The sequence below is a fragment of the Geodermatophilus sp. SYSU D01186 genome (assembly GCF_054050215.1).
Window position 1 is genome coordinate 241,985 of record NZ_JBJGYW010000001.1, and the last position, 22,537, is coordinate 264,521.

General features: G+C 74.5%; 20 protein-coding genes. 16 read left to right on the plus strand and 4 right to left on the minus strand.

The features are described from left to right. Positions 1–42 precede the first annotated feature (42 nt). Positions 43–279 carry a hypothetical protein gene (locus ACI784_RS01290; RefSeq protein ID WP_457012299.1) on the plus strand — a complete coding sequence of 79 codons (237 nt, stop codon included), beginning with the start codon at positions 43–45 and terminating at the stop codon, positions 277–279. Between the two features lie 51 nt (positions 280–330). On the opposite strand, the gene ACI784_RS01295 is transcribed toward ACI784_RS01290, so the two are convergent. Further along, entirely contained in the window at positions 331–1,275 is a 945-nt protein-coding gene (locus ACI784_RS01295) for a CAP domain-containing protein (RefSeq protein ID WP_457012319.1), read from the minus strand. 202 nt (positions 1,276–1,477) lie between these two features. On the opposite strand from ACI784_RS01295, the gene ACI784_RS01300 reads away from it, so the two are divergent. Further along, the gene (locus ACI784_RS01300) at positions 1,478–2,800 is read left to right on the plus strand and encodes a hemolysin family protein (RefSeq protein WP_456923011.1); all 1,323 of its coding nucleotides are present in this window, start codon (positions 1,478–1,480) and stop codon (positions 2,798–2,800) included. Here ACI784_RS01300 and galE read toward each other — a convergent pair. Then, positions 2,797–3,762, minus strand: a complete 966-nt coding sequence (gene galE, locus ACI784_RS01305) for a UDP-glucose 4-epimerase GalE (protein ID WP_456923012.1) — start codon at positions 3,760–3,762, stop codon at positions 2,797–2,799. The genes ACI784_RS01300 and galE overlap by 4 nt on opposite strands. A 51-nt stretch (positions 3,763–3,813) precedes the next feature. Between galE and hisC the strand changes: the two genes are divergently transcribed. The 4 genes from hisC (at position 3,814) to ACI784_RS01325 (ending at position 7,627) form a co-directional block, all read left to right on the plus strand. Next, positions 3,814–4,926, plus strand: coding sequence for a histidinol-phosphate transaminase (hisC, locus tag ACI784_RS01310; protein ID WP_456923013.1), 1,113 nt, complete (start codon positions 3,814–3,816; stop codon positions 4,924–4,926). A 72-nt stretch (positions 4,927–4,998) separates the two neighbouring features. Continuing rightward, complete coding sequence (gene trpS, locus ACI784_RS01315) at positions 4,999–6,012, plus strand: tryptophan--tRNA ligase (protein ID WP_457012300.1); 1,014 nt, start codon at positions 4,999–5,001, stop codon at positions 6,010–6,012. Beyond that, positions 6,009–6,575, plus strand: a complete 567-nt coding sequence (locus ACI784_RS01320) for a 2'-5' RNA ligase family protein (protein ID WP_457012301.1) — start codon at positions 6,009–6,011, stop codon at positions 6,573–6,575. The genes trpS and ACI784_RS01320 overlap by 4 nt, the downstream gene beginning before the upstream one ends. Before the next feature lie 233 nt (positions 6,576–6,808). Next, entirely contained in the window at positions 6,809–7,627 is an 819-nt protein-coding gene (locus tag ACI784_RS01325) for a YihY/virulence factor BrkB family protein (protein ID WP_457012302.1), read from the plus strand. Here ACI784_RS01325 and ACI784_RS01330 read toward each other — a convergent pair. Next, positions 7,530–8,864, minus strand: a complete 1,335-nt coding sequence (locus tag ACI784_RS01330) for a D-alanyl-D-alanine carboxypeptidase family protein (protein WP_457012303.1) — start codon at positions 8,862–8,864, stop codon at positions 7,530–7,532. The two genes, ACI784_RS01325 and ACI784_RS01330, sit on opposite strands and share 98 nt — an antisense overlap. A 257-nt stretch (positions 8,865–9,121) precedes the next feature. Here ACI784_RS01330 and ACI784_RS01335 point away from each other — a divergent pair, with 257 nt between their 5' ends. The 10 genes from ACI784_RS01335 (at position 9,122) to ACI784_RS01380 (ending at position 20,991) form a co-directional block, all read left to right on the plus strand. Further along, entirely contained in the window at positions 9,122–10,189 is a 1,068-nt protein-coding gene (locus ACI784_RS01335) for a BMP family lipoprotein (RefSeq protein WP_457012305.1), read from the plus strand. A 238-nt stretch (positions 10,190–10,427) separates the two neighbouring features. Continuing rightward, complete coding sequence (locus tag ACI784_RS01340) at positions 10,428–12,023, plus strand: ABC transporter ATP-binding protein (RefSeq protein WP_457012306.1); 1,596 nt, start codon at positions 10,428–10,430, stop codon at positions 12,021–12,023. After that, positions 12,020–13,255, plus strand: coding sequence for an ABC transporter permease (locus ACI784_RS01345; RefSeq protein ID WP_457012307.1), 1,236 nt, complete (start codon positions 12,020–12,022; stop codon positions 13,253–13,255). The genes ACI784_RS01340 and ACI784_RS01345 overlap by 4 nt, the downstream gene beginning before the upstream one ends. Further along, entirely contained in the window at positions 13,252–14,532 is a 1,281-nt protein-coding gene (locus ACI784_RS01350) for an ABC transporter permease (RefSeq protein WP_457012308.1), read from the plus strand. Before ACI784_RS01345 ends, ACI784_RS01350 begins: the two co-directional genes overlap by 4 nt. Next, on the plus strand, positions 14,532–14,942 hold the full coding sequence (locus ACI784_RS01355; RefSeq protein ID WP_456923022.1) for a cytidine deaminase: 411 nt from the start codon (positions 14,532–14,534) through the stop codon (positions 14,940–14,942). The genes ACI784_RS01350 and ACI784_RS01355 overlap by 1 nt, the downstream gene beginning before the upstream one ends. Continuing rightward, positions 14,939–16,219, plus strand: coding sequence for a thymidine phosphorylase (locus tag ACI784_RS01360; RefSeq protein ID WP_456923023.1), 1,281 nt, complete (start codon positions 14,939–14,941; stop codon positions 16,217–16,219). The genes ACI784_RS01355 and ACI784_RS01360 overlap by 4 nt, the downstream gene beginning before the upstream one ends. A gap of 184 nt (positions 16,220–16,403) precedes the next feature. Further along, positions 16,404–17,309 carry an ABC transporter ATP-binding protein gene (locus ACI784_RS01365; RefSeq protein ID WP_456923024.1) on the plus strand — a complete coding sequence of 302 codons (906 nt, stop codon included), beginning with the start codon at positions 16,404–16,406 and terminating at the stop codon, positions 17,307–17,309. Next, positions 17,306–18,124: an ABC transporter permease gene (locus tag ACI784_RS01370; RefSeq protein ID WP_456923025.1), complete on the plus strand. Its 819-nt coding sequence runs from the start codon at positions 17,306–17,308 to the stop codon at positions 18,122–18,124. Before ACI784_RS01365 ends, ACI784_RS01370 begins: the two co-directional genes overlap by 4 nt. 60 nt (positions 18,125–18,184) lie before the next feature. Then, positions 18,185–19,261 (plus strand): adenosine deaminase, encoded by a 1,077-nt coding sequence (locus tag ACI784_RS01375; protein ID WP_456923026.1) that lies wholly within the window; start codon positions 18,185–18,187, stop codon positions 19,259–19,261. A gap of 230 nt (positions 19,262–19,491) precedes the next feature. Then, on the plus strand, positions 19,492–20,991 hold the full coding sequence (locus ACI784_RS01380) for a DEAD/DEAH box helicase (RefSeq protein ID WP_457012311.1): 1,500 nt from the start codon (positions 19,492–19,494) through the stop codon (positions 20,989–20,991). 75 nt (positions 20,992–21,066) lie between these two features. On the opposite strand, the gene ACI784_RS01385 is transcribed toward ACI784_RS01380, so the two are convergent. Next, positions 21,067–22,476, minus strand: a complete 1,410-nt coding sequence (locus tag ACI784_RS01385) for a hypothetical protein (RefSeq protein WP_457012312.1) — start codon at positions 22,474–22,476, stop codon at positions 21,067–21,069. Positions 22,477–22,537: the final 61 nt, after the last annotated feature.

The following is a 22,537-nucleotide window of genomic DNA, read 5'->3' on the forward strand; positions in this document are numbered from 1 at the left end:
CCGGTGCCCCGACCTCACCGTCTCGCGGCTCTCCGAGGCCGTGTGTTCCGCACGTCGGACGTCGTTGCGGCGGGGCTGCTCACGGCGGCCCAGCTGCGCAGCTCGGCCTGGCGACGCCTCTTCCGCGGCGTCTACGCCGACGCCGACCTCCCGGACTCCTTCGACGTGCGCATCGCCGGAGCCGGGCTGCTCGTCCCGGCGCGGGCCGTCTTCAGCGGCCGGACGGCGGCCCACCGGGCACTGCTCGCGGCCCGCAATTCCGGGGGAGTCGCGCTCTGATGCGGCCCAGAGGCAGCAACTCCCCCGGAGATGCGGAGCGGGGCTGCGGCGTCAGGCGCCGAACAGCTGGGTCCACCAGGGGCCGCCGGACCCCTCGGCGACGCCGACGCCGAGCTTGGTCAGCTCGCAGTCGAGGATGTTGTCCCGGTGGCCGGGGCTGGTCATCCAGTCGTCCATCACCTCGGTGGCGTTCGCCTGGCCGTAGGCGATGTTCTCCGCGCGGGCGTAGGAGATCCCGGCCTGCCGAGCGCGGTCGAACGGGTCCAGGCCCTCCGGGGTGTCGTGCGAGAAGTAGTCGCGGTCGCGCATGTCGGCGCTGTGCGCGCGGGCGACGGCGGCCAGGGCGCTGTCGGCCACGACCGGCGCGCAGCCGGCGGCGGCGCGGGCCTGGTTGACCAGCGTCAGCACCTGGCCCTCGACGCCCGGGGCGGCGGGCGCGGCCGGCGCGGCGGGAGCGGCGCGAGGCGCGGGGGCGGGCGCCGGCGCGGGGGCGGCGCGAGGCGCGGGGGCGGCGCGGGGCGCGGGGGCGGGCGTGCCGGCCGCGACGGGAGCCGGCTCGTCGCGGGCCTCCTCGGCCGCCGGCTCCCCGGCGGGGGCGGGCGCCGGCGTCGACTCCTCGGCCGGGGCGGCCGGCGCGGTCTCCGGCTGCTCGGCGGCCGGCGTCTCGGGGGTCGCGCCGGCGGGGGTCTCGGCCGGGGTCTGGCCGGCCGGGACGCCGTCCACGCCCATCTGCACCGTGCCGCCCCCCGAGGTCGTACGGGCCGACGACGACCCGCCGGACCGGCCGGCGCGGGACGAGGTCTGGCTCGACGCCGACGAGGCCTCCAGCGCGGCCTGCTCGGAGGAGCTGGTCACCACGTTCGACACGACGGGCACGGCGAAGGCGATGCCCGCGACCGCGAGGACGACGGCGAAGACGGGGAGGACACGACGCAGGCCGAAGGCGCGGGAGAGCGCTACGGTGATCCGCGAGGGGGGCCGGTGGCCCGAAGGCATGTGGTGCACGAGGTAACCCTCACGAGTTGCTAGATCACGGATCGTTACTTTGGGCAGAGTAGCCGGATGCGGACCGTGATCGGCATGGGACTGTGAGCAACGTCACACCCGATTCGACTCAACCGCCCCCGGTGGGGCCGTCGGCGGAGGGCGGGCAGCATGGACCCCGTCCCTGCTGTCTCGACCGAGGAGCGCGCCGCCGGTGAGCGACGTCTGGCTCAACATCGTCATGGTCGTCGTCTTCGTCCTCGTCGGAGGCGCCTTCTCCGGCGCGGAGATCGCGCTGGTCAGCCTGCGCGAGTCCCAGGTCCGCACGATGGCCGACAACGCGGGACGGCGGGGCAAGGCGGTGGCCCGCCTGCTCAGCGACCCCAACCGCTTCCTGGCCGCCGTCCAGGTCGGCGTCACGCTGGCCGGGTTCTTCTCCGCGGCCTTCGGCGCCAGCACCCTGTCCGCACCGCTCGCCGACCGGCTGGAGGCGCTGGGGATCGGGGAGGGGCTGGCGGCGACGCTGGCGCTGGTGCTCGTCACCATCGCGATCAGCTACCTGTCGCTGGTGGTCGGGGAGTTGACCCCCAAGCGCCTGGCGCTGCAGCGGGCGGAGGGCTTCTCCCTGATCGTCGCCGCACCGCTCAACGGCATCGCGACGCTGTTCCGCCCGGTCATCTGGCTGCTGTCGGTCTCGACCAACCTGCTGGTCCGCCTGCTCGGCGGTGACCCGAAGGCCAGCGGGGAGGCGATCAGCCAGGAGGAGCTGCGCGACCTCGTCGCCGCCCACGAGTCCCTGAGCACCGACGAGCGCCGGCTGATCGGGGAGGTGTTTCGCGCCGGCGACCGGGAGGTGCGCGAGGTGATGACGCCCCGCACCGAGGTCGACTTCCTGGAGGCGTCGATGACCGCCAGCCGGGCGGCCAAGCAGGTGCACGACTCCAGCCACTCGCGCTACCCCGTGGCCGGTCGGGACGAGGACGACGTCATCGGCTTCGTGCACGTCCGCGACCTGTTCCTGCCCGCCCACCCCGCCGGGCGGGCGGCCACCGTGGGGGACCTCGTCCGCGAGGTGAAGCGGCTGCCCGGCACCGCCGGCGTCCTCACCGCGTTGTCGGAGATGCGGCGGGAGAACCACCACCTGGCCATCGTCGTCGACGAGTACGGCGGCACCGACGGCATCGTCACCCTCGAGGACCTCATCGAGGAGGTCATCGGCGAGATCTACGACGAGTACGACGAGGACGTCGGGGACGACGCCGAGGAGGTGCCCGGCGGCCCGCAGGAGGTCGACGGGCTGCTCAACCTCGACGACTTCCGCGAGGCCACCGGGGTGCAGCTGCCCGAGGGCCCGTACGAGACGGTCGCCGGGTACGTGCTGGCCGAGCTGGGCCGGCTCCCGGACGTCGGGGACGCCGTGACGGTCGAGGAGCGCACGCTGACCGTCCTCGAGCTGGACGGACGCCGCATCGCGCGGCTGTCGGTCAGCCCGGCGCCCGACCCCGAGCCCGCGACCGGCGGACCGACTGCCGGCTAGCTCTCTCGGCCGCGGGCGCGGGTGGTCTCCCAGGCGTCGCGGACGATGCCGGCCAGGTCGGTGTGCTGCGGCGTCCAGCCCAGGTCGGCGCGGATCCGGTCGCTGGAGGCGACCAGCTGCGCGGGGTCGCCGGCGCGGCGCTCCCCGACGACCACGGGCACCGGGTGGCCGGTGACCTCGCGGACGGCGTCGACGACCTCCTGCACGGAGAAGCCGGTGCCGTTGCCCAGGTTGTAGATGCGGTGCTCGCCCGGGGCGGGGGCGGTCAGCGCGAGCAGGTGTGCGTCGGCGAGGTCGGAGACGTGGATGTAGTCGCGGATGCAGGTGCCGTCGGGCGTCGGGTAGTCCTCGCCGTAGACCGTCATCGCCTCGCGGGTGCCCGCGACCACCTGCAGCGCGATCGGGATGAGGTGGGTCTCGGTGGTGTGCCGCTCGCCCAGGCCGTGGGCGGCGCCGGCGACGTTGAAGTAGCGCAGGCTGACCGCCGCGAAGTCGTACGCGGTGGCGTAGGAGGTGAGCATCGCGTCGACGGCGAGCTTGGTGGCGCCGTAGGTGTTGGTCGGCCGGGTGGGGGCGTCCTCGCGGATGGGCACCTGCTCGGGCTCGCCGTAGGTGGCCGCGGTGGAGGAGAACACGATCCGGCGGCAGTCGACCGCCCGCATGGCCTCCAGCAGGGCCAGGGTGCCGGCGACGTTGGTGTCCCAGTAGATCTCCGGCTTGACCTGCGACTCGCCGACGAGGCTCTTGGCCGCGAAGTGCAGCACCGCCTCGGGCCGGACGTCGGCCAGCACCGGGGCCGAGTCGTGCAGCGAGGCCTGCACGAACGCCGCACCCTCCGGGACGGCGTCGGCGTGCCCGGTGGAGAGGTCGTCCAGCACGGTGACCTCGTGGCCCCCCTGCAGGAGGGCGGCCGTGACTACGCTGCCGATGTAGCCGGCCCCACCGGCGACGAGAACGCGCATGCGCCCACCCTAGAGACGGTTCTCGGGCGGCGCGGTCAGGAGGAGGGACCCGTGGTCAGCGCACGCCCGGCGGTGCAGCAGTTGCCCGCCTACAAGCCGGGGCGCAACCCCGCCGACCTCGCCCGCGAGATCGGCGTCGCCCAGGCGGTCAAGCTGGCCAGCAACGAGGTCGCCTTCCCGCCGCTGCCGGCCGTCGTCGAGGCGCTGGCCACCGCGGCCGCCGAGACCAACCGCTACCCGGACAACGGCGCCGTCGTCCTCACCCGGGCGCTGGCCGAGCGGTACGACGTCGACCCCTCGCAGGTGGTCACCGGCTGCGGTGCGGTCATGCTGTGCCAGCAGCTGGCCCAGTCGTTCAACGACCCCGGCACGAGCATCGCCTTCGCCTGGCGCTCCTTCGAGATGTACCCGCTGCTGGCCCAGGTCGCCGGCGCGCGGTCGATCCAGGTGCCGCTCGTGCCCGGCCGCCCCGGCGGGCCGGCCGACACCCACGACCTCGAGGCCCTCGCCGCGGCCCTCGACGACACGACCCGGGTCGTGTTGGTCTGCAACCCCAACAACCCCACCGGGACGGCGGTCCGCCGCGCGGAGCTGGAGCGGTTCCTCGACGCCGTCCCGGCCCAGACGCTCGTCGTCCTCGACGAGGCCTACCGCGAGTTCGTCACCGACCCCGACGTCCCCGACGGCGTGGAGCTGATGCGCGGGCGGCCCAACGTGGCCGTGCTGCGGACGTTCTCCAAGGCGTGGGGGCTGGCCGGCCTGCGGGTCGGCTACCTGCTCGCGGAGGACCCGGCGGTGGCCGAGGCGGTCCGGAAGACCCACGTGCCGTTCAGCGTGAACATGCTCGCCCAGGCCGCGGCCGTCGCCGCGCTGGCCAGCGAGGACGAGGTCCGCCGCCGGTGCGCGGCGGTCACCGCCGAGCGGGAGCGGCTGACCGCCGCCCTCCGCGAGCGGGGCCTGGACGTCTCCGACAGCCAGGCCAACTTCGTCTGGCTGCCGGTGGGGGAGGAGACCGCCGACCTCGCCGCCGCGCTCGAGGCGCGGGCGGTCATCACCCGTCCGTTCGCGGGCCAGGGCATCCGGGTCACCGTGGGCACCCCCGAGGAGGACGACCTCTTCCTCGAGGCCCTCGACCGGGTGCGCTCCGCCACGCCGGTCGCCTGACGAGCCGCAGGTGACGACGGCGTCCGGCACGCGCGGAGCGGCATCCCCCCGGCGGCTGGTTTGATTGCCGACGTGCCTCTTCCCCGTGTGCTCTCCGGCATCCAGCCGACGGCGGGTTCCTTCCACCTCGGGAACCACCTGGGTGCCCTGCGCCAGTGGGTGGACCTGCAGGAGACGGCGGAGGCCTTCTACTGCGTCGTGGACCTGCACGCGATCACCGTCGCGCAGGACCCGGGGGAGCTGCGGCGCAACACCCTGGTCTCGGCCGCGCAGCTGCTCGCGCTCGGCGTCGACCCCGCGCGCAGCGCGCTGTTCGTGCAGAGCCACGTGCCGGAGCACCTGCAGCTGTCGTGGGTGCTGGAGTGCCTCACCGGCTTCGGCGAGGCCAGCCGGATGACCCAGTTCAAGGACAAGAGCCAGCGCGAGGGGACGGCGGGCACGACCGTCGGTCTGTTCACCTACCCGGTGCTCATGGCCGCCGACATCCTCGTCTACCAGGCGCAGCAGGTGCCCGTCGGTGACGACCAGCGCCAGCACCTCGAGCTGACCCGTGACCTCGCGATCCGGTTCAACGGCCGCTTCGGCGACACCTTCCCGGTGCCGGAGGGCTTCATCCCCGAGGGGGCGGCGCGCGTCATGGACCTGCAGTCCCCGGACAAGAAGATGAGCAAGAGCCTGCCGCCGGCCGGGTGCGTCTTCCTGCTCGACGACCCCAAGGTGACGGCGAAGAAGATCCGCTCGGCGGTCACCGACACCGGCCGCGAGATCGTCGCCGACCCGGTCGCCAAGCCGGGCATCACCAACCTGCTGACCATCCACAGCGCGCTGTCGGGGGAGACCGTCGCCGCTCTGGAGGAGCGCTTCGCCGGTCGCGGGTACGGCGACCTGAAGAAGGAGCTCGCCGAGGTCGTCGTCGACTTCGTCACCCCGGTGCGGGACCGCACCCAGGAGCTGCTCGACGACCAGGCCGAGCTCGAGCGGGTGCTCGCCGCCGGTGCCGCCCGCGCCCGCGAGGTCGCCGCCGGCACCGTCGCCGCCGTCTACGACCGGGTCGGTTTCCTCCCACCGGCCGGAGCGGGCGCATGAACGACGACACCTTCGTGCCGCGCAGCCGCCCGCTGCCGGAGACCGCCGTCCTCGGCGTGGTCGTGCCCATCCCCGAGCCCTGGTCGCAGCTGTTCGTCGACTGGCGGACCAAGGTCGGCGACGCGCAGGCGAGCCTGGTGCCCCCGCACGTCACGCTGCTGCCACCCACCGAGGTGGTCGCCGCCGACCGGGGGGTCATCAGCGCGCACCTGGCGTCCGTGGCGGCCAGCCACCCGCCGTTCGACATGCACCTGTCGGGCACCGGCACCTTCGCGCCGGTCTCCGACGTCGTGTTCGTGGCCGTCGCCCGGGGCATCGGCAACTGCGAGCTCATCGCCAACGACGTCCGCTGCGGGCCGCTGGCCCGGCCGCTGACCTACCCGTACCACCCGCACGTGACCGTCGCCCACGACGTCCCGGGCGACATGCTCGACCTCGCCTACAACGGCCTGGCCGACCTCTCGGCACAGTTCCGGGTCCGCCACTTCACCGAGTTCGAGCAGAACGCCGACGGCTCGTGGGTCGTCGCCCGGGAGTACCCGCTCACCGGTCCCGAGCGCTGAGAGAGGACCCCCCTTCCCGGCACGCCCCGCGCGCTCGGCGCGGGGCCCTGGCGGGCGGCCGCTCCAGCACGCCACCGGGCACCGGCGAGCCGGCCACCGGTGGCCGCTGGTCCCGGGTCACCCGGCTGACCGATCGCTGGGACTCGCTGGTCACCCGCCTGCGCCGCCGCCTGCCGTGGCTCGACCACCTCGCCCGCGCGGGCGGCCGCTACCAGCGCACCCAGGGCGATCTGATGGCCGCGGGCGTCACCTACTTCGTCTTCCTGGGGCTGGTCCCCGTGCTGCTCCTCGTGGCGTCGGCCATCGGTCTGGTGCTGGCAGGGGACCAGCTGCTGCAGGACGAGCTCTACGACGCCATCCGCGACGCCTTCCCGGGGTCGACCGGCGAGCAGATCGTCCGTGAGCTGCGCGCGGCGGTGGGCTCGGCCGGCGTCGTCGGCGTCATCGGGCTCGCCGGCTTCCTCTACGCCGGGATGCGCGCCATGGACAAGCTGCGCGTGGGCATGGAACGCATCTGGAAGGGACGGGCCGACGAGCCGGAGTTCCTCCGCGACAACGTGCAGGACCTGCTCGCGCTGCTCGCGCTCGGCGTCACCGGGCTGCTCAGCCTCGGCTTCACCGGGGTGGTCACCCAGGCCACCGGGTGGCTGCTGGACCTGCTCGGGCTCGCCGACGCCCCGGGCCTGGGGGTGCTCACCACCCTGCTGGGGCTCGCGCTGGCGGTCGGCACCGACGTCGTGGTCTTCCTGTGGCTGCTCAAGGTGGTGCCCTCGACGTCCCACCCGCTGCGGCGGCTGCTGCCCGGCGCGCTGTTCGGCGCGGCCGGCTTCGAGGTGATGAAGCTGCTGGGCAGCCTCTACCTGGCGCTGATCTCCGGCAGCGTCACGGCCTCGGCCTTCGGCGGGGCCGTCGGCATCCTCGTGTGGATCAACCTCGTCTGCCGGTTCGCCCTCTTCACCGCGGCGTGGACGGCGACCCTGCCCCGGGTCCAGGAGGCGGCCCCGGCGGTCCCTGCGCGCCCGGAGCCGGTGGTGCCGCCGGCCGACCACTGACCGGCTGCTCCGTGCCGCGGGGCACCCGGCGGACCGCCCGGCGGCGGCCCGCCACGGTGGCGAGCACGACCGCGACCGCCGCGGCGCCGAGCCCGACCGCGAGCAGCGGCGCCCCCCCGGCCGGCTCGCCGGCGGCCGCGGTCACCGGGGCGGGCGCGGGCCGCACGGCCGGAGGTGACGACGTCCGCGGGGTGGTGGTCGCCGGGGCGGGGACGTCGGCCGCGGAGTCGACCAGCACGCCCACTCCGGGCGCCCCGGCGGGGACGGCGAAGCCCCAGTCGAGCAGCAGCGCGGCCTGGTCGGAGGCGCGCAGCGGCACGTTCTCGGTGTTCATGACGCTGACCACCAGGCGGCGGCCGTCGCGCTCGGCGGCGGTCACGTAGGTGTGCCGGGCGGCGTCGGTGAAGCCGGTCTTGCCGCCCAGATCGCCCGGGTAGCGCGTGAGCAGCGGGTTCTCGTTCTGGATCTGGTAGCCCTCGGAGCGCCCCTCCACCGGCGGCATCTGTGCGACCTGGGTCTGCAGGATGGCGGCGGTGCGCGGGTCGGCGACCAGCCGGCGGAACACCAGCGCCAGGTCGTAGGGGGACGAGGTCTGGCCGGCCACGTCCAGCCCGGACGGTGACCCGGCGACGGTGTCGAACGCGCCGATCTCCGCCGCGGTCTCGTTCATCGCCCGCACGGTGACGTCGAGGCCACCGGCGGCCCGGGCCAGGGCGTTGGCCGCGTCGTTGCCCGACTGCATCACCAGCGCCTCGAACAGCAGCGAGACCGGGTAGTGCCCACCGGCCACCATCCCGACCCGGCTGCCCTCCATGTTCTCGTCCTCGACGGTGCCCTCCACGACCATGGTCGGGTCCAGCACCGGCACGAGGGTGAGCAGCGTCAGCGTCTTGAGCGTGCTCGCCGGGTAATAGCGGCCGTGCGGGTCACGGGCGGCCAGGACCACACCGCTGCCGGCGTCGGCGACCAGCCACCCCGCCGCGGTCAGTCCGTCGGGCAGCGGGCCGGCGCCGTCAGTGACGACGACGCCGCGGGTGTCCAGCCCCTCGCCGCCGACGGTGACCCCGCCCGGGCCGGTGCCCTGCGGCGGGCCGCCCGGCATGGGCGCGGTGGGCGAGGGCGCTGCCGGATCGGCGGTCGGTCGGGGGTCCTCGGCCAGCGCCGGCGCGGCTCCGGCCAGCAGCATCCCGGCGGTGAGGACTGCGGCGACCCCCGCCCTCAGCCGCCGTCGTCCCATGGCGTCGACGCTAGCGGCGCGGCCGCCCGAACCGGCGCGGAGCCGTCCTGGTGGCCCACGCCACTGCCGGAACGCCCCTTCGCAACGATCGCGTCTCGGTCTCCCGGGGAGGGGGCGGCGGTGCCGCCGCCCGCGGTTAGCGTGCGCTGGTCGCGCGTGTGGTGGGCCGGCTGTGCCGGTCACCGGCGCGTGGCCCCGGATGACACCGGGGCGGGCCCGGTTCCCCTCGGACCCGTCCCCCCAGAGAGGAGACCGTCTTGCGCCGAGCGCGGAAGATGAAGGCCGCGGCGTTGCTGCTGGCCGGCAGCATGGCCCTGGCGGCCTGTGCCAGCGACGAGGAGGGCGGCGGCGGCAGCTCCGGCGGCGGTGGCGGTGGCGGTGAGAGCAGCGAGCTGCAGATCGGCCTGGCCTTCGACACCGGCGGCCGCGGCGACCGCTCGTTCAACGACTCGGCCGTGGCCGGGGTCGAGGCCGCGATCGAGGAGCACGGTGGCGAGGTCACCGAGCTCTCCCCGAACGCCGACGCCTCCAACCGCGCCGACCTGCTGACCCAGCTGGCCGACCAGGGCTTCAACCCGATCATCGCCGTGGGCTTCGCCTACAGCGACGTGATCGGCGAGGTGGCCCAGCAGTACCCCGACGTGACCTTCGCCCAGGTCGACGGCGCGGTGGAGGACGCCGGCAGCCCCGAGAACCTCACCGGCCTGCTGTTCGCCGAGGAGCAGGGCTCCTTCCTCGCCGGCGTCGCCGCCGCGCTGAAGAGCGAGACCGGCCACGTCGGGTTCGTCGGCGGCGTCGAGACCCCGCTGATCCAGAAGTTCGAGGCCGGCTTCGTGGCCGGCGCCCAGGCGGCCAACCCGCAGATCATCATCGACCGGCAGTACATCTCGCCGGCCGGTGACTTCTCCGGCTTCAACGACCCGGCCCGCGGCCAGATCGTGGCGCAGGGCATGTACGACGCCGGCGCCGACATCGTCTACCACGCCGCCGGCGGCTCCGGCATCGGCGTGTTCCAGGCCGCCGCCGCCTCCGGTGGCCGTGCCATCGGCGTCGACTCCGACCAGTACCAGACGGTCGACGACCCGGCTCAGCAGGCGGTCATCATGACCTCGATGCTCAAGCGCGTCGACGTCGCCGTCGAGACCTTCATCGGTGAGTTCGTCGAAGGCAACGTGACCGGCGGCGAGAACGAGGTCTACGACCTCGAGGTCGACGGCGTCGGCCTGGCCACCACCGGTGGCTTCATCGACGACATCCAGAGCGACATCGACGGCTACCGCCAGCAGATCATCGACGGCACGATCACGGTCCCCACGACCCCGTGACGCCGATCGGCTGACCACGCACGACCGACAGCGGGTCCGGGGGCGCACACGCCCCCGGACCCGCTGTCGTGAGCGGGGACCCTGCCCGTCGGCCCGCGCGCCCCGGTGCGCGATCATGCGGCGGCCGGTGGAACCCGGCGGGAGAGCGGTGGCGAGCGGTCGATCCCGCGCCACCGATGCAGCAGAGTGGACGTGCCCGGCACACCCGCGGGGCGCGCAGCGAGGGAGAGGGCGCACGATGCCGCCAGAAGACGGGGCCACGACCGGCGTGCCGTCGGGGGAGCCACCGGGCACACCCGCGGACGGCGGCGTGCCGCTGGCGGTGGAGCTGCGTGGCATCACCAAGCGGTTCCCGGGCGTCGTGGCCAACAAGGACATCGAGCTGCGGGTCCGCCGGGGCGAGGTGCACGCCATCGTGGGGGAGAACGGCGCCGGCAAGTCGACGCTGATGAAGACCCTCTACGGCGAGCACCGCCCGGACGAGGGACACATCGCGATCGACGGCCGGCAGGTGAACTTCCGCAGCCCGTCGGATGCCATCGCCGCCGGCATCGGCATGGTCCACCAGCACTTCATGCTGGCCGACTACTTCACCGTGCTGGAGAACATCGTCCTGGGCAGCGAGCCCACGCGAGGGGGCCGGCTGGACGTCGCGGAGGCCCGCCGCCGCATCCAGGACATCTCCGACCGCTACAACCTCGGGCTGCGGCCCGACGCGCTCGTCGAGGACCTCGGCGTCGGCGACCGGCAGCGGGTCGAGATCGCGAAGGTGCTCTACCGCGACGCCCGCACCCTGATCCTCGACGAGCCGACCGCCGTCCTCGTGCCGCAGGAGGTCGACGAGCTGTTCGGCAACCTGGCCGAGCTCAAGCGCGAGGGCCTCACGATCATCTTCATCTCGCACAAGCTCGACGAGGTGCGCAAGGTCGCCGACTCGATCACCGTGATCCGGCGCGGCACGACCGTCGGCACCGCCGACCCGAAGACCACCTCGAGCCGGGAGCTGGCCGAGATGATGGTCGGCGCCGAGCTGCCCTCGCCGGAGACCCGCACCTCCACCGTCCGCGACACCCCCGTCCTGGAGCTGCGCGGGGTCACGGTGGCCGGCGTCGGAGGGCGGCCGCTGGTCGACGCGGTCGACCTCACCGTCCGCGAGGGCGAGGTCGTCGGCATCGCCGGCGTCGAGGGCAACGGCCAGTCCGAGCTGATCGACGCCGTCATGGGTCTGCGCGACGTCGCCACCGGCACCGTGGTGCTCGGCGGGGAGGACATCAGCGCCTGGAGCACCCGCGCCCGCCGGGAGGCCGGGCTCGGCTTCATCCCCGAGGACCGGCACCGCCAGGGCATGCTGCTGGACGCCTCGCTCTGGGAGAACCGGATCCTCGGCCACCAGACCCGCCCGCCGGCGGTGAAGGGCCCCTTCATCGACCGCAAGGGCGCCCGCGCGGACACCGAGCGGATCATGCGCGAGTACGACGTCCGCGCCCCCGGGCCGGACACCCTCGCCGTCGCCCTCTCCGGTGGCAACCAGCAGAAGCTGATCGTCGGCCGCGAGATGAGCGCGTCGCCGCGGCTGCTCCTGGCCGCCCACCCGACCCGCGGGGTCGACGTCGGCGCCCAGGCGGTCATCTGGGAGCTGCTGAAGGCAGCTCGGGCCGAGGGGATGGGCATCCTGCTGGTCTCCGCCGACCTCGACGAGCTCATCGGCCTGTCCGACACCCTGCACGTGATGCTCCGCGGCCGGCTGGTCGCGACCCTGGACCCGGCGCAGGTCACCCCGGAGGAGCTCGGCGGCCACATGACCGGCGCGCGGACGACGGCGGGTGCGGCATGAGCGTGCTCCGCCGGATCGGCACGGCCCTGGTCGCGCCGCTGCTCGCCATCGTGGCGGCGATCGTCATCTCCGGCATCGTGATGGCCGTCCTGGGGGTCAACGCCCTCGACGTCTTCGGCGTGATGGTGGACTTCGGGGACACCCCGACGCAGCAGGTCACCGCCATCGTGGTGATCCTCAACCGGGCCATCCCGCTGTTCATCTCCGGGCTGGCGGTCGCGATCGCGTTCCGCATGGGGCTGTTCAACATCGGCGTCGAGGGCCAGTACCGGCTGGCGACGGTCATGGCCGCCGCGGTCGGTGCCGCCGTCGCCCTGCCGGGGCCCCTGCACGTGCTGCTGATCGTCGTCGTGGCGATGGCGGTCGCCGCGATCTGGGCGGGCATCGTCGCCGTCCTCAAGGTGACCCGCGGCGTCAGCGAGGTCATCAGCTCGATCATGCTCAACTTCATCGCGCTGGGCATCGCGTCGTTCCTGCTCACCGGGCCGTTCCGGGGCAGCGCGGAGGGCGCGTCGATCATCAGCACCGCGGAGATCCCCGAGTCCGGGTGGATGCCCAGCCTGAACGTCGTCCTCGACCTGTTCGGCCTGGCCAACCCGCCCCGGCAGCTCTACGGCTTCCTCGTGGTCGCCGCGCTCCTCGGCGTCGCGGTGGCGGTCCTGCTGAACCGGACCCGCTTCGGTTTCGACCTGCGGGCCACGGGGCTGTCGCCGTCGGCGGCGCGGGCCAGCGGGGTCGACGCCCGCGGCATGGTCGTGAAGACCATGCTGCTGTCGGGCGCGGTGGCCGGGCTGATCGGCATGCCCGACCTCCTCGGCACGACGCACAGCTACACCACCGACTTCACCGCCGGCCTGGGATTCCTCGGCATCGCCGTGGCGCTGCTCGGCCGCAACAACCCGATCGGCATCGCGTTCGCCGCGCTGCTGTTCGCCTTCCTCGACCGGTCGCTGGTGCCGCTGCAGATCGCGGACTACCCGTCGTCGGTGGTCACGATCATCCAGGGCACGATCGTGCTGGCCGTCGTCGTCTCCAACGAGGTGGCGCGGCGGATCGGCCTGCGCGCCGCGGAGCGCGGCTCGGCGCAGGCCGGCCCGGCTCCCGTCGCAGGTGACGGCAGCACCGGCCCGCAGCAGACCACGGGCGGCGGAGGCACCGGGACAGGCGCGGGTGTCAGCCCGACCACCGGCGCCGGCCGGCAGACCGACGAGCGGCAGGGGACCGGGGCATGAGCGCCGTCATGAGCTCGCAGGACACCCGGCCCGCGCGCGGCCCGGTCGGGGAGCTGTTCCTCGGCGGCGGGCGGGCCCGCCGGATCACCTGGCTGGCGGTGGGCGCGGTCGTGCTCCTCTCCGCAGTCCGCGTGATCAGCGGCGAGCAGGCGCTCACGTCGTCGTCCACCATCTCCGCGGCGCTGCTGCTCGCCGTGCCGATCGGGCTGGCCGCCCTCGGCGGGCTGTACTCCGAGCGGGCCGGTGTGGTCAACATCGGCCTGGACGGGATGATGACCCTCGGCACCTGGGGCGCCGGCTTCGCCGGCTACCAGTGGGGCTGGGGTGCGGCGCTGGTCGGCGGGCTGCTGTTCGGCGCGCTCGGCGGCCTGCTGCACGCGGTCGTGACCGTCACCTTCGGCGTCGACCACGTGGTCTCCGGCGTGGCGATCAACATCCTCGCCGCGGGCGTCGTCCGCTTCCTCTCCGAGCTGTACTACACCGACAACCCCGCCGGGGGCGGCGTCACGCAGTCCCCGGCGATCACGGGCAACCAGCCGGAGTTCTCGGTGCCGGTGCTGTCCTCGGGCCCCGACCTGCTCGGCGACCTCGAGCGCCAGCAGTGGTTCCTCGTCAGCGACGTGGCCGGCGTCCTCCGCGGGCTCACCAGCGGCGTGGGCCTGCTCACCGTCCTGGCGGTGCTCCTGGTGCCGGCGTCCTACCTGCTGCTGTGGCGCACCGCCTTCGGGCTGCGGCTGCGCTCGTGCGGCGAGAACCCGGCGGCCGCGGACTCCCTCGGCGTGCCGGTCTACCGGCTGAAGTACATCGCCGTGGTCGTCTCCGGCGCGCTGGCCGGCATGGGTGGCGTGTTCCTGGTCTTCATCGCCGGCATCTACCGGGAGGGGCAGACCAACGGTCGCGGCTTCATCGGCCTGGCCGCCCTGATCTTCGGCAACTGGCGTCCGGGCGGCCTGGCGGCCGGCGCGGGCCTGTTCGGCTTCGCCGACGCGCTGCAGCTGCGCAGCCGGTCGGCGGTGGTGGCGCTGCTCCTGCTCGTGGCTGTGCTGCTGGCCGGCGTCGCCGTCTGGCAGGCGGTGCACCGGCGCGCCGTGCGGGCGGTGCTGGCCGCCGTCGTCGCCGCCGGCGCCCTGATCGGCTTCCTGACCATCGACCAGCTGGCCCCCGGCCTGGTGTCGTTCACCCCGCACCTGACCACGCTGCTGGTGCTGTCGCTGGCGTCCCAACGCCTGCGGATGCCCAAGGCCGACGGGCTCGTGTACCGACGAGGAGAGAACTAGTGAGCGTGGACTGGGACGCGCTGCGCGCGGCCGCGCGGGAGGCGATGACCCACGCCTACGCCCCCTACTCGCGGTTCCCCGTGGGGGTCGCCGGCCTGGTGGACGACGGCCGGGTGGTCACCGGCTGCAACGTCGAGAACGCCTCCTACGGGCTGGGCCTGTGTGCCGAGTGCGGCCTGGTCAGCGACCTGGTGCGCAGCGGCGGTGGCCGGCTGGTCGCGGTCGCCTGCGTGGGCGGGGACGGCCGGCCGCTCATGCCCTGCGGGCGGTGCCGGCAGCTGCTGTGGGAGCACGGCGGCGCGGAGATGCTCATCGAGACGGTGTCCCTGGGCATCGTGCCGATGCGGGAGGTGCTGCCGGACGCCTTCGGCCCCGAGGACCTGGCGAAGGCGGGGGTGGCGCCGGCATGAGCACGTTCGACGCGATCGACGTCATCCGGGCCAAGCGGGACGGCGTCGAGCTCACCCCGGAGCAGATCCGCTGGGTGATCCGGTCCTACACCGACGGGACGGTCCCCGACGAGCAGGTCAGCGCGCTGCTCATGGCGGTGTTCTTCCGCGGGATGTCGGCCGGCGAGCTGGCCGTCTGGACGCAGGCGATGATCGACTCCGGCGAGCGCAAGGACCTCTCGCCGCTGGGCCGCCCGACCGCCGACAAGCACTCCACCGGCGGGGTCGGCGACAAGATCACGCTGCCGCTGGCGCCGCTGGTCGCCGCGTGCGGGGTGGCGGTGCCGCAGCTGTCCGGCCGGGGCCTGGGCCACACCGGCGGCACGCTGGACAAGCTGGAGTCGATCCCCGGCTGGCGCGCCGACGTGCACGAGGAGGCCTACCTGGCGCAGCTGCGCGAGGTGGGCGCGGTCATCTGCGCGGCGGGCAACGACCTCGCCCCCGCGGACAAGAAGCTCTACGCGCTGCGCGACGTCACCGGCACGGTGGAGTCCATCCCGCTGATCGCCAGCTCGATCATGAGCAAGAAGATCGCCGAGGGTGCCGACGCGCTGGTGCTCGACGTCAAGACCGGCTCGGGCGCCTTCATGAAGGACCCCGACGCCTCCCGCGAGCTGGCCCGCACCATGGTCGGGCTGGGGGAGGCCGCCGGGGTGCGCACCGTGGCGCTGGTGACCGCGATGGACCGGCCGCTGGGCCGCGCGGCGGGCAACGCCGTCGAGGTGGCCGAGTCGGTGGAGGTGCTCGCCGGTGGCGGGCCGGCCGACGTCGTCGAGCTGACCCTCGCCCTGGCCCGGGAGATGCTCGCCGGGGCCGGGCGGTCCGACGTCGACCCCGCCGACGCGCTGCGCGACGGCCGGGCGATGGACGTCTGGCGCCGGATGGTCGCCGCCCAGGGCGGGGACCCGGACGCGCCGCTGCCGCAGCCGGCCGAGAAGCACGTCGTGACCGCCCCGGCCACCGGCACGCTGACCCGCCTGGACGCCTACGCCCTCGGGGTGGCGGCCTGGCGGCTGGGCGCCGGCCGGGCACGCAAGGAGGACCCGGTGTCGGCCGCGGCCGGCGTCGTCTGGACCGCCGGGGTGGGAGAGCAGGTCACCGAGGGGCAGCCGCTGCTCGAGCTGCACACCGACGACCCCGCCCGGATCGAGCGGGCGCTGGCGGCGCTGGACGGCGCGATCGGGGTCGACACCGACGACGTCCCGCTGCCGCTGGTCCTGGACCGGATCACGGCGTGACGAGCGGGGGCCCGGAGGGTCCCCCGAGGAACGCCCGGAGGCGCCGCCCTGCGAGGCGGCGCGAGGAGCTGGGGCCGGAGGCTCCCCGACGAGGGCCGGGGTGGGCTCAGCGCGGCCGGGGGACGGTACTCGGCCGCGGTGCGGCCCGGAGGACCGCGATGTCATGGTGGGAGACTGTCTCCTCGTGACGAGTACGTCCGTGCCCCTGGTGGCCGACAGCCGGCCGCGGCCCGGCGATCCGCTCGACCCCGATGCCGCCATCTCCATCCGCGGCCTCGTGAAGCGCTACGGGGACCGCACCGCCGTCGACGGCCTGGACCTCGACATCCGGCGCGGCGAGATCTTCGCGCTGCTCGGGCCGAACGGCGCCGGCAAGACCAGCACGGTCGAGGTGCTGGAGGGCTACCGGAAGCGGGACGGCGGCGACGTCCGCGTGCTCGGCGTCGACCCGGCCAAGGGCGGACGCCGGTGGAAGGCCCAGCTGGGCATCGTGCTGCAGTCGGGCGCGGGGGACAGCCAGCTCTCGGTCCGAGAGCTCCTCACGGCACGGGCGTCGTACTACGCGCAGCCCCGGGACCCCGACGAGGTGCTGGAGCTGGTCGGCCTCACCGACAAGGCGGCGGCCCGGGGCCGCGCCCTCTCCGGTGGCCAGCGCCGGCGGCTGGACGTCGCGCTGGGCATCGTCGGCCGACCGCGCCTGCTCTTCCTCGACGAGCCGACCACGGGCTTCGACCCCGAGGCGCGGCGGCAGTTCTGGGCATTGATCCGCTCGCTGCGCGACCTGGGCACCACGATGCTGCTCACCACCCACTACCTCGACGAGGCCGAGACGCTCGCCGACCGGGTCGGCGTCCTCGCCCGCGGTGAGCTCGCGGAGGTCGCCGTCCCGACGGCGCTGGGTGGGCGCGGCACGGCACCCGCCGTCGTCAGCTGGACCGAGGACGGCGTCCGGCGCACCGCCGAGACCACGACGCCCACCGCGTTCGTGCGGGAGCTGGCCGCCCGCTTCCCCGGCGAGGTGCCCGACCTGTCGGTCAACCGGCCCACGCTCGAGGACGTCTACCTGAAGATGATCGGGGACCACTCGTGACCACCGCCGCCCCCGAGCGGACCGCGCTGCCCTCGTTCGGCCGGGTCTACCTGACCCGCGCCGGTGTCGAGCTCAAGGAGTTCTTCCGCCAGCGCGAGTCGGTGGTCTTCACCCTCGCCTTCCCGGTGATCCTGCTGCTGGGCCTGGGCGCGGTCCTCGACTACGACCTCGGTGCCGGCGTCGACTTCCCGCAGTACTTCATGGCCGGGGTCATCACCGCCGGCATCGTCGGCGCCAGCCTGCAGAACATGGCGATCCACATCGCCGCGGAGCGCTCGGACGGCACGCTCAAGAGCCTCGCCGGGACGCCGATGCCCGCGAGTGCGTACTTCGTCGGCAAGGTCGTGCAGGTGCTGGCGGTGGCGGTCGCGACGATCGCGCTGCTCCTGCTGGTCGGCGTCCTCGTGTTCGGCATCGACCTGCCCTCGGGCACCGACTGGCTGACCTTCGCCTGGGTGTCGGTGCTGGGCGCCGCGGCGTGCACCCTGCTGGGCATCGTCGTGTCGACGCTGGCCCGCAACGGCCGGTCGGCGTCGGCGACGGTCACCCCGATCGCGCTGGTGCTCGAGTTCATCTCGGGCGTGTTCATGCCCTTCGACCAGGTGCCGGGCTGGCTGCAGGACGTCGCCGCGGTCTTCCCGGTGAAGTGGCTCGCGCAGGGGCTGCGGTCGGTGTTCCTCCCGGAGGAGCTGGCCGCCCGCGAGCCGGCGGGGTCGTGGGAGCTCGGCACCGTCGCGCTGGTGCTCGGCCTCTGGTGCGTCGCCGGCCTGGTCCTCTGCGCCCTCACCTTCCGCTGGCAGGACCGCGAGGGCTGAGGGACACCGCGGCCAGGTCCCCGGATCGAGTCCGCGCGGAGACCGAACGACAATGTCACCGTGAGTGCACCGCTGACCGCCGAGATCCTCCGCCGCGCCCCGAAGGTCCTGCTGCACGACCACCTGGACGGCGGGCTGCGGCCGCAGACGGTGCTCGAGCTCGCCGACGCGTGCGGCTACCGCGGACTGCCGGCGGACGACGCCGACGAGCTGGGCCGCTGGTTCCGGCAGGCCGCCGACTCCGGCTCGCTGGTGCGGTACCTGGAGACGTTCGCCCACACCGTCGCGGTCATGCAGCGCCCCGAGGGCGTGGCCCGGGTCGCCCGCGAGTGCGCCCTCGACCTGGCCGCGGACGGCGTCGTGTACGCCGAGGTGCGCATGGCGCCGGAGCTGCTCACGGCGGAGGGGACGCCGATCGAGGAGGCCGTGGAGGCGATCCTCGACGGCTTCGCGACGGGCAGCGCGGAGGCGGCCGCCGCGGGCACGCCCATCACCGTCGGCACGCTGCTGTGCGCCATGCGGCAGAACGACCGGTGGGACGAGGTGGCGGGCCTCGTCGTCCGCCACCGGGACGCCGGGGTCGCCGGGTTCGACCTGGCCGGCCCCGAGATCGGCTTCCCCCCCGACCGCCACCCCTCGGCGATCGCGCTGCTCGACCGGGCCGGCGCGCACCGCACCGTCCACGCCGGTGAGGCGGCCGGCATCGACAGCATCGTGGCCGCCCTCGACGGCGCCCGCGCGGAGCGGCTGGGGCACGGCGTGCGCATCGCCGACGAGGTGGCCGCCGACGGCTCGCTCGGCGCGGTGGCCAAGCGGGTGCGCGAGGAGCAGGTGACCCTCGAGGTCGCGCCGTCGTCCAACGTGCAGACCGGTGCCTACCCGTCGCTGGCCGAGCACCCGGTGGACCGCCTGCACCGGCTCGGCTTCGCCGTCACCGTCAACACCGACAACCGGCTGATGAGCGGGGTCTCGGCGACCAGCGAGCTGGCCGGCGTGGCCGCCACGTTCGGCTGGGGCTGGGACGACGTGCAGACGGTCACCGAGCGTGCGCTGCGGGCGGCGTTCGTCGACGAGACGGAGCGGGCGCGGCTGCTGGCCGACGTCGTCCGGCCCGGGTTCGCCGCCCTCCGCGGGTGAGGGTGGCGCGGGCCACCCCGCGCTCGGGAATCGCCGGACCACCTGCGCTGCTACCTTGAGTGCACCGGCACTCGCCGGTCATCCTCCGGACGGTCCGTCCGGGTAAGAGCGCATCCGTGCAGATCCGGGCGTCACAGCTGACGTGAGCGATCGCCAGTGAGGACGCCGGTCGACGGCGTTCACGCATGACCACGGGACGCGCCCGAGAAGCATCGGAGTCCCACACCCGTATGACCACGTTCGACGCTGTCGACGTCCAGACCACCCCCGAGCACGCCCCCGAGGCCGAGGCCCCCGCCGGCCCCACCTTCGGTCAGCTGGGCCTGCCCCAGCAGCTGGTGACCGCCCTCGAGCGGCGCGGCATCCGCCACCCCTTCGCCATCCAGACCTCGGCCCTGCCCGACGCCCTGGCCGGCCGTGACGTCCTCGGCAAGGCCGCCACCGGCTCGGGCAAGACCCTGGCCTTCGGCCTGCCCCTGCTGGCCCGCATCGGGGCCGACGTCCAGACCGGCCGGCGCGCCCCGCGCGGCCTGGTCCTCGTCCCGACCCGCGAGCTCGCCCAGCAGGTGCACGACAACCTGGCGCCCCTCGGCCAGGCCATCGGCGTCCAGCTCGCCACCGTCTACGGCGGCGCGCCCATGTACCGCCAGATCCAGCAGCTGCGCCGCGGCGTCGACGTCGTCATCGCCACCCCCGGCCGGCTGCAGGACCTCATCGGCCAGGGCGAGGCGACCCTCGACGAGGTCGTCGTCACCGTGCTCGACGAGGCCGACTTCATGGCCGACCTGGGCTTCCTCCCGGTCGTCAAGGAGCTGCTCGACCAGACCGTCCCCGACGCCCAGCGGCTGTTGTTCTCGGCCACGCTGGACGGCGAGGTCGACGCCCTGGTCCGCCGCTACCTGAAGGACCCCGCCCGGCACGAGGTCAAGCGCGCCGGGGACGACGCCCCGCCGGCCGAGCACCTCGCGTTCAGCCTCGCCTTCCGCGACAAGCTGCAGGTGGCCACCGAGCTGGCCTCCCGCCCGGGCCGCACGATCGTCTTCGCGCGGACCCAGCTCGGCGTGGACCGGCTGACCGAGAACCTGCAGGCTGCCGGGATCAAGGCCCAGGCCATCCACGGCGGGCTGCCGCAGTCGGCCCGCAAGCGCGCGCTGGAGGCGTTCACCGACGCCCGCAGCCCGGTGCTGGTCGCCACCGACGTCGCCGCCCGCGGCATCCACGTCGACGACGTCTCGCTGGTCCTGCACTACGACCCGCCGACGGACGCCAAGACCTACCTGCACCGGTCGGGACGCACCGCCCGCGCGGGTGCCGCCGGCGTCGTCGTCTCGCTGCTGCTTCCCGACCAGGTGGGCCAGGCCAAGCGCCGGTTCCGCTCGGCCAAGGTGGACCCGGCCGTCGACCGGATCCGCCCGGGTGACGCCCCGATCGCCGAGCTCGTCGCCAGCGGCGTGCACGTCGAGCCGATCGAGCGCCCGGTGCGCGAGTCCCGCCGCCCGGCCGGCTCCGGTCCGCGGCGCCCGCGCCGCGAGGGCGACCGTCCGCGTCGTGACGGCGACCGGCCGCGCCGTCCCTACGGTGACCGTCCCCGCCGGGACGGCGACCGTCCGGTGGGCGAGCGCCCCGAGCGTCCGCGCCGCGACGGCGAGCGCTCCTACGGCGACCGCCGGCCCAGCGGCTACCGCGGCCAGGGTGGCCGCCCCGGCCGCTCGGCGGACTTCTCCGGCTGAGCGCAGTCACGACACGGCAGCGGCCGGTCCCGGTTCCCCGGGGCCGGCCGCTGCCGTTCTGTGGTGGGACTCCGCTCAGTCGCGGAAGACGAGGGCCCCGCTGACCTCGGTGACGACCTCGTCCCACGCCGACCGCAGCACCGCGGCGTCCTCGGCGCGCAGCGCGGCGTCGGGCTCCCGCTCGGCGCGGGCGACGGCCCGGCCCAGCGGCTCGGTCGGCAGCAGCAGCGCCTCGACGCGGGTCAGCCCGGCGTACTCGGCGACGTCCTGCACCCCCTCGACCGGCTGGGTGAGGGCGCGGTGCGGGACCAGCCCGGCAGCACCGTCGGCGACCTCCGCCACGACCTCGGTCAGCTCGGTGAGGTCGTAGCGGTCCTGCTCGGCCGGCAGCGGCGGGACGTCGGTGCCGGCCACCTCGGGCCAGGACGCGATCTCGGTGAGGTCGTGCTCCTCGTCGCCGGCGCAGAAGCGGGCGAGGTCGTCGGGCGAGGCGAACAGGAAGACCTCGCCGTCGCGGCCGAGGAACCGCGCCCGGTCGTCGACGTAGCAGCGCAGGGTCAGGCCGGCGCCGGCGGGCACCACGAGCTCCACCGGCAGGATGCCGACGCCCTCCCAGAACTCCGCGGCCTTGGCGACCTCGGTGGCGGGGACGTCGATCCGGCCCGGTCGGGCGATGGCGCTCACCGGCGTCACCGCGGGTGCGGCCTCGGCGGCGGGAGCCTCCTCGACGTCGGCCAGGTCGTCCTCGTCGTCGCCCTGCTCGGCCGCCGACGGGTAGTCGGAGAGCGCGACGGTGCCTCCGCCGGTCCAGTCCAGGTGGGCCGACAACTCCTCCAGGACGTCCTCCCAGAGGTCGTCGAGGGCGCTGCCGACGCCGAGCCACGCGTCCTCGCCGGCGCGGCCGACGAAGGCGTCCACGCCCAGCCCCAGCGAGCCGATCTCGGGGCGGGCCACCAGCTCGGCGAGCGCGCTGAACTCCCCGCCGCGCTCGACGTCGGCGGCCGGACGGCGGTCGAGGTCGACGTCGGCATCGACGTCCCGGTCCTCGTCCTCGTCGGTCAGGTCCTCGTCGAGGTCGTCGTCCTCCTCGTCACCGAGGTCCAGGCACTCGGCGAGCCGGCTGACGATGTCGATGGTCGCGGCCAGCTCCTCGACCGCCCAGCGGTCGGCGTTCTCCGCGGCGGTGTCGTAGACCCCGTCGAGGTCGTAGCGGTGGTCGTCGTCCGGGGTGAGGTCCGCGGCGCCGAGCCCGACGACGACCGGCCACACCGGGTGGTCGGCGAGGTCGTGGTCGGTGCGGGTCCGGCAGAACACCGCCAGGGCCGCCGGGGTCGGGAAGAGGTGGACCGTCGCGGTGTCACCCTCGGACGTGCCGAGGAACGCCTGCCACTCCTCGCCGTCCTCCTCCCACGGCGGCGCCCACAGGGTGTAGCCGGTGCGGTCGTCGACGGTGAGGGAGATGGGGACGATGCTCGGCCTGGCCACGGCGACCATCCTGCCCGCTCCGCCTGGAAGCGCACCTCCGGGTTGCTACACGCCCATCGGG

Coding starts and splice junctions, on each gene's coding strand:
- ACI784_RS01295 (WP_457012319.1), bottom strand. CDS start 1,275: ATGCCTTCGGGCCACCGGCCCCCCTCGCGGATCACCGTAGCGCTCTCC.
- galE (WP_456923012.1), bottom strand. CDS start 3,762: ATGCGCGTTCTCGTCGCCGGTGGGGCCGGCTACATCGGCAGCGTAGTC.
- ACI784_RS01320 (WP_457012301.1), top strand. CDS start 6,009: ATGAACGACGACACCTTCGTGCCGCGCAGCCGCCCGCTGCCGGAGACC.
- ACI784_RS01325 (WP_457012302.1), top strand. CDS start 6,809: ATGGCCGCGGGCGTCACCTACTTCGTCTTCCTGGGGCTGGTCCCCGTG.
- ACI784_RS01330 (WP_457012303.1), bottom strand. CDS start 8,864: ATGGGACGACGGCGGCTGAGGGCGGGGGTCGCCGCAGTCCTCACCGCC.
- ACI784_RS01340 (WP_457012306.1), top strand. CDS start 10,428: ATGCCGCCAGAAGACGGGGCCACGACCGGCGTGCCGTCGGGGGAGCCA.
- ACI784_RS01345 (WP_457012307.1), top strand. CDS start 12,020: ATGAGCGTGCTCCGCCGGATCGGCACGGCCCTGGTCGCGCCGCTGCTC.
- ACI784_RS01350 (WP_457012308.1), top strand. CDS start 13,252: ATGAGCGCCGTCATGAGCTCGCAGGACACCCGGCCCGCGCGCGGCCCG.
- ACI784_RS01360 (WP_456923023.1), top strand. CDS start 14,939: ATGAGCACGTTCGACGCGATCGACGTCATCCGGGCCAAGCGGGACGGC.
- ACI784_RS01380 (WP_457012311.1), top strand. CDS start 19,492: ATGACCACGTTCGACGCTGTCGACGTCCAGACCACCCCCGAGCACGCC.